Annotated in this window: 8 protein-coding genes; all 8 read right to left on the bottom strand. The window is 35.8% G+C overall.

The window, feature by feature from the left end:
• Positions 1-75: 75 nt before the first annotated feature.
• Positions 76-822, bottom strand: coding sequence for a tRNA1(Val) (adenine(37)-N6)-methyltransferase (locus CH76_RS12860; RefSeq protein WP_036147113.1), 747 nt, complete (start codon positions 820-822; stop codon positions 76-78).
• A 53-nt stretch (positions 823-875) separates the two neighbouring features.
• Entirely contained in the window at positions 876-1,223 is a 348-nt protein-coding gene (gene yabA / locus CH76_RS12855) for a DNA replication initiation control protein YabA (RefSeq protein WP_036147109.1), read from the bottom strand.
• A gap of 13 nt (positions 1,224-1,236) precedes the next feature.
• Positions 1,237-2,058: a stage 0 sporulation family protein gene (locus CH76_RS12850; protein WP_036147107.1), complete on the bottom strand. Its 822-nt coding sequence runs from the start codon at positions 2,056-2,058 to the stop codon at positions 1,237-1,239.
• Positions 2,051-3,058 carry a DNA polymerase III subunit delta' gene (holB, locus tag CH76_RS12845; RefSeq protein ID WP_369792399.1) on the bottom strand — a complete coding sequence of 336 codons (1,008 nt, stop codon included), beginning with the start codon at positions 3,056-3,058 and terminating at the stop codon, positions 2,051-2,053. Before holB ends, CH76_RS12850 begins: the two co-directional genes overlap by 8 nt.
• Before the next feature lie 54 nt (positions 3,059-3,112).
• Positions 3,113-3,550: a YaaR family protein gene (locus tag CH76_RS12840; protein ID WP_036147102.1), complete on the bottom strand. Its 438-nt coding sequence runs from the start codon at positions 3,548-3,550 to the stop codon at positions 3,113-3,115.
• 20 nt (positions 3,551-3,570) lie between these two features.
• Positions 3,571-3,900: a cyclic-di-AMP receptor gene (locus tag CH76_RS12835; protein ID WP_036147101.1), complete on the bottom strand. Its 330-nt coding sequence runs from the start codon at positions 3,898-3,900 to the stop codon at positions 3,571-3,573.
• A 62-nt stretch (positions 3,901-3,962) separates the two neighbouring features.
• Positions 3,963-4,586 carry a dTMP kinase gene (gene tmk, locus CH76_RS12830; RefSeq protein ID WP_036147100.1) on the bottom strand — a complete coding sequence of 208 codons (624 nt, stop codon included), beginning with the start codon at positions 4,584-4,586 and terminating at the stop codon, positions 3,963-3,965.
• A gap of 3 nt (positions 4,587-4,589) precedes the next feature.
• Positions 4,590-6,045, bottom strand: a 1,456-nt coding sequence (locus CH76_RS12825; protein WP_369792398.1) for an aminotransferase class I/II-fold pyridoxal phosphate-dependent enzyme, incomplete at its 5' end; no start/stop codon positions are given.

Raw genomic sequence — 6,045 nt, 5'->3', positions numbered from 1 at the left:
CTGCGCAGCAAATCTGTTGTGTACCCTGCATAAAAACTCTTATCACTGCATTCTAGTACATAAAAATAATGGTAATTATTGCTGACCATAAAGCATTTCCTTTACACAGTCGGTATACTCACCATCATCTGTATAAATGTAAAGCGGTGGTAATATTTTCAAATCAGGCTTACCATATTTAATCGCCTCTATTAATAAAATATTAGCTTCCTTACCTGCTTTAGGGTAAACAAATTGTACACGCTTTGGCTCTAGCTTATACTTACGCATAGCCTCGATAATATCAACTAAACGTCCTGGTCGATGAACAAAAGCAGCTTTACCACCTTGTTTAAGTAATCGACTTGCCGAAAATATTGCTTCATCTAAAGTTAAATGAATTTCGTGACGTGCAATAGTATAATGCTCATTTTTATTTTTTTCACTCTGTTCATGCGCTAAAAAATACGGTGGATTACATGTTACAACATCACATGTTTCAATACCAATCTTAGCTGGTACTTCTTTAACATCATCATGTAGCATCGTAATTTGTTGCTGTAGATTATTATAGCTAATACTGCGGGTAGCCATATCATATAAGCGCTCCTGCAATTCTACTCCTGTAATTTTTGCTTTTGTACGTGCGCTTAAAAATAAAGGTATAACGCCATTACCTGAACATAAATCAACAATATGCCCTTTATGATGAGGCACATTGACAAATCTTGATAATAATACAGCATCTAGTGAAAACGAAAATACACTAGGGCTTTGGATAATGCGCAGTGATTCTGCTAATAAATAATCTAGACGTTCATCACCTTGTAGTAATGTTTCCATAAAAACCTCCAAAAAAAACTGACTACACTTAGTATAAGTGCAATCAGCCTCCTTTACCCATTTTGTTTGTTTAAAAAAGCTAAACAGAATAAGCAGTCCTCATCTTTACGCGTGCTACCAAAATGTACATGACATACGTGGTAGCCCTCATAATACAAGCGGGCTAAATTATCATAGCCCTCACCAATATCAGGTGTTGTATTATTTTTTTCTTCCGCTGCTGGTTGCTGCGCAATTACTTCTTCTAAACGCGTACGTAAATGAAGATTTTCTGTTTGTAATGCTTGTTGCTCTTCCATCATTAATGCTATAAATTGCTTAAACGCACCAAACTGTTGCTGCATTGCTTCTATTTGTTTTTCGAACTCAATGACAGTATCAAGAATATTACGGTCCTTCACTCAAGCCACCTCATTAATTTTCTACCTCAGTTTTTCCATACTGTAATAACTCATCTAATGTATACTCTACTGTGCGTTCAAGGTTTTGTAAATAGACTTGAATCAAGCGTTCTAATACATTAATGTTTACAACCTTACCTTTACCCTCTGGCGTTACAATATAATGACCGATATCTGGCATGCCTTTTTTAGCAGCCTCATACTCATCATTCTCATATTTTAAACAGCACATCAAACGACCACATAACCCTGAAATCTTCGTCGGGTTGAGTGATAAATTTTGATCCTTCGCCATTTTAATTGACACAGGGTCAAAGTCACCTAGATAAGTTGAGCAACAAAGCATTCTTCCACATGGTCCTATACCACCAAGTAACTTAGCTTCATCACGTACACCAATTTGGCGTAACTCAATGCGCGTACGGAAAATGGAAGCTAAATCTTTTACTAGCTCTCTAAAGTCCACGCGTCCCTCTGCTGTAAAGTAAAAAATAATTTTATTACGATCAAACGTATATTCTACGTCTACAAGTTTCATTTCAAGCTTATGCTCTATAATTTTTTGCGTTGCTGCATCAAATGCACGTAATGACTCTTTTTTATTTTCTTCTACTTGTACAGAGTCCTTACCATTAGCTGGGCGTACTACTTGCTTTAATGGTAAAACAATCGCATCTTCTTGAACTTCACGGATAGGTACTACTACTTTACCATATTCAATTCCACGTGCTGTCTCGACAATAATATATTGTCCTATATCAAGTTCGTACTTAGCTGGATCAAAATAATAAATCTTGCCAGCTTTTTTAAACCGAACACCTACTACTTTATACAAATGCATACCCCTCCTGCAGATTAAGCATGAGCTGCTCCATTAATAATGAGCGATTCATATTACGGTGCAATTGTTCTCGTGCTTTTAAAATAGCCTGCATTTGCTTTGAAAGACGCTCATACGTCGAATTCAATGCAATATTTTCAAATTCTGCTTGTTTATCTGGAAACGCTACAACTGTTCCTTCAATATCTGCTTTGAGTGCAACAATGTCACGGTAAGCAAATAATAATAAATCCAGCGCGCGTTCAAAATCTTCTCTTTCCTTGTATACAGGGATCCACGCCTCCTGTATATATAACAAAGATTCTTGTACATTTTGTTGAATTGTACCTATTAAGTGTAACACTGTTTTTCGCATCTGTACAAATTGCTCATTTGTACTCAACGTAATGGCTTCATCTAAATTATTAGTAAGCAAGCTCACCGTAGATGCCATTGATTTTGTAATTTGTTGCTCAATTAGCTGCTCTATAATTACTTCTCGTGGTAGTGCTGCAAATTTAAAATGCTGACAGCGTGATAAAATCGTTGGCAAAATCGCTTGGTATTGCTCTGTTAATAAAATCGCTGTTACCTTACCAACAGGCTCCTCTAAAAACTTAAGCAACATATTTGCCGCCGCGATATTCATTTTATCTGCATGGTGAATGACATAAAATTTATGCCCTTGTTCCATACCAACCATCTTCATTTCTTTCATCAAATTACGAACTTGCTCTATTTTAATTGTAGCACCATCTGGATAAATATGATGTACATTTGTGTGATTTCCTGAAGTTACGAGTCGACATTGCCGACATTGTCCACAAGGTTCATTATTTACTACTTGCTCACATAATAAAAGTTGAATAAAAAACTGGGCAGCCTGTGACTTACCCGTACCCTTATCACCTTCAAAAAGATAAGCATGAACAATTCGCTCACGACTATACAGACTTTGAATTTGCTTTACTACTGTGGGCTGTATCATTTTTATATTATCAATCGTTAACATAATGCCACCTTGTCTTTTTTATTTTTTAAAAAAACCTATGCCATAATAGCACAGGTTTCACATATAGAGATTAATCAGTAATCCTTTAATCTCTCCAATTTTATCAAGCAGATCAATCGAATCTTTTTCTTCATCTAATATATCTTGTGCCAGCTCTATTAAACGCTCATCAATCGTATTAATGATTTTTAAACGACGACCTTCACCAAAACGGTTCCATGTATGTGATTGCTTAAGCTCCATCCCATACTCTACTGTTTCTTGTAAAAATCGCTTCACTAACATTTTAAACCTTGCTAGCTCTCGTAAATTACGTGAGCGAGCAACACGGTCACCTGCTGAAGAAATATCACCTAGCAAACGCGTTAATTGCTCAGTTTGCATTTTAGAGCCCTGCTTGACTAAAACATCACCAAACCGATTTTGCTGATTTTGATTAACTAATGGTTTTGGTCTAGTGTCCATACCCATACGTAAATCTTGATTAATCTTCAAGTAGGCATACTCCCTTCATACTAAAAGTGGTGAAATTGCTCAATCGGTAATACAAAAACAATCGCTCCGCCCACTTCTACTTCCACTGGATAAGGAATATATGAGTCTGCATTGCCACCCATTGGTGAAACTGGCGCTACCATTTGTTCGCGCGCTCTACAATTTTCACGAATAATATCTAATAAATGTGGTATTCTCTCGTCTGCAACACCAATCATAAATGTGGTATTACCTGAGCGTAAAAAACCACCCGTACTTGCTAACTTTGTTGCTCTAAACTCATTCTTCGTCAAACCATTTGATAGACGGTTGCTATCCTGGTCTTGTACGATTGCGACTACTAGTTTCATAATACAATCAACCCCTTCATTAGAATAGGTGCTACCATTATATCACAATATATTGTTTAACTTCATTCACTTTTATTTAAACGTGCAAGCAGAGCCTGCCAAACTTTTTCTTCCACGACCTCAATTTTATCATCAGCATCAATAACAATTGTACGCTCCGGGTACATTTTTGCTACCTCTTTATAGCCTGCTCTAACCTTTTCATGAAAAGCTAAGCTTTCTTTATCTAAACGATTTACCTCTCTAATATCATTAGCTGCAATACGAGCTAAACCCACTGCTGGCTCAATATCAAATAAGATTGTAATATCTGGCATAATATTGCCTATAGCAAATTGATTAATCTTTAATACCTCTTTGATTCCTAGCCCGCGTGCATAACCTTGATAGGCTAAAGAAGAGTCAATAAAACGGTCACATAACACAATTTTATGTTGCTGTAATGCAGGTGCTACACGCTCAAAGTAATGTTGACTTCGTGCAGCTGCGTATAATAGTGCCTCTGTACGTTCATCCATCTCCACATGCTCTGGATCTAAAATAACAGCACGAATTTTTTCAGCAATCTTAATACCACCTGGTTCACGTGTTACTAAAACTTCGCCTAATTCTTTCAGTCTTGTAGCGATCCTAGCTAAAATTGTTGTCTTGCCTGCTCCTTCTGGTCCTTCAAAAGTAATAAACATCTCTTACGCCTCTTTCATCACACAAATTAGTTTTTCATTCAGTCGATGGTTTCCTTGAAAATAAGCACCAATCTCTAATAACATAATGATTTCCTTTGTCATTTCTTTAGTAATTACTTCACCAGCCAAACAAATAGGTATGCCTGGTGGATATGGTACTAATGTTTCTGCCGCAACCTTACCTATACCTTCATATATGTTAACATAACACGCAGGTTTTTCTTCCATCTCAATTGGTGAAAATTTAGGTTGTGTAATAGCTTTATGATAATTAGTTGTAGGAGGCGTAGATTTTAAATAATGCGCTAACTTTTCAGAAGCCAGTTGAACACCTACAATAATTTCTTCAAACTGAAAGGTCATTGCATTTTTCAACATAGGTAATAGCAATAATACTTGATAAATATCAGCTAACTCAGCATATATTTTTTGTTTCTCTAATTCAGTTTGTAACTCAAAGCCCGTAACACCTTCATAGCGTACCAATAATTTTAAAGGGTCGTCAGTGGTTATAACTAGTATTCCCTTAATTGCTGTAAGTGATGCTATAAATTTTGATTTTATTTTAGTAAAGTATAAAAAATCCTCATCAGTATAATTGGCCTTAAAATGCCTTGCATCATCAAGGGACGCCATTATCGGATAAGAAGGGCTGCTCGATTGTAGCATTCCCAAATATAGCTCAACTTTCTTTTGATTAATACGCTCACTATTAATATGCAAAAATGCACCCATCGTCATCGCAGGTAGGGTTTTATGCGCAGATTGCACTACAATATCCGCACCATAAGCTAATGCTGATTTCGGAAAAGCAGCTGTTGCACCAAAATGAGCGCCATGTGCTTCATCAATTAAAACAATAATATTATTAGTATGACAATATGTAATCACTTCTCTTAGCTCATTTGCTAAAACACCGTAATAATTTGGTGTAGTTAAAACAATTGCTGTAATCGAGAAAGCTTCATGTGCTTCTTTAAGCAAAGTAATATTAATACTTGTAGCAGTATTTGTAACTTCATCCCACTCAGGAGTAATATAAATTGGTTTTAAGCCAATTAAACTAATAGCGTTAAAAATAGATTTATGACAATTTCTTTGTACGATAATCGTATCACCAGCGTTACAAGTAGCATACAACATTGTTAAATTACCAACTGTAGAACCATTCACTAAAAAGTAACTACTAATTGTATTATTATCCTGCGTTAATAGTTGCTGTGCTTGAGCAATTATTGTTTCAGGTGAATGTAAATCATCTAACCCTGTCAATTCTGTAACATCATAAGTTAAGCTTTCTTTCCAAGGGAGAGTAGATAATAAACCATGCTTATGCCCAGGCACATGAAAAGAGTAGTTTTTTTGCTCTTCAAACATTATTAACTTATCAACTATTGGCTTGTTTATTTGCATTTTCATTCCACTCCTTAATAAAGAAAACAATAAAAAAAGAGTAACC

Source organism: Lysinibacillus sp. BF-4 (genome assembly GCF_000743635.1).
GTDB classification, from domain to species: domain Bacteria; phylum Bacillota; class Bacilli; order Bacillales_A; family Planococcaceae; genus Metalysinibacillus; species Metalysinibacillus saudimassiliensis.
Note: the sequence above shows the minus strand (reverse complement) of the source record. Positions and strands in the feature narration are given on the sequence as shown.

Coding starts and splice junctions, on each gene's coding strand:
- CH76_RS12860 (WP_036147113.1), bottom strand. CDS start 822: ATGGAAACATTACTACAAGGTGATGAACGTCTAGATTATTTATTAGCA.
- CH76_RS12835 (WP_036147101.1), bottom strand. CDS start 3,900: ATGAAACTAGTAGTCGCAATCGTACAAGACCAGGATAGCAACCGTCTA.
- tmk (WP_036147100.1), bottom strand. CDS start 4,586: ATGTTTATTACTTTTGAAGGACCAGAAGGAGCAGGCAAGACAACAATT.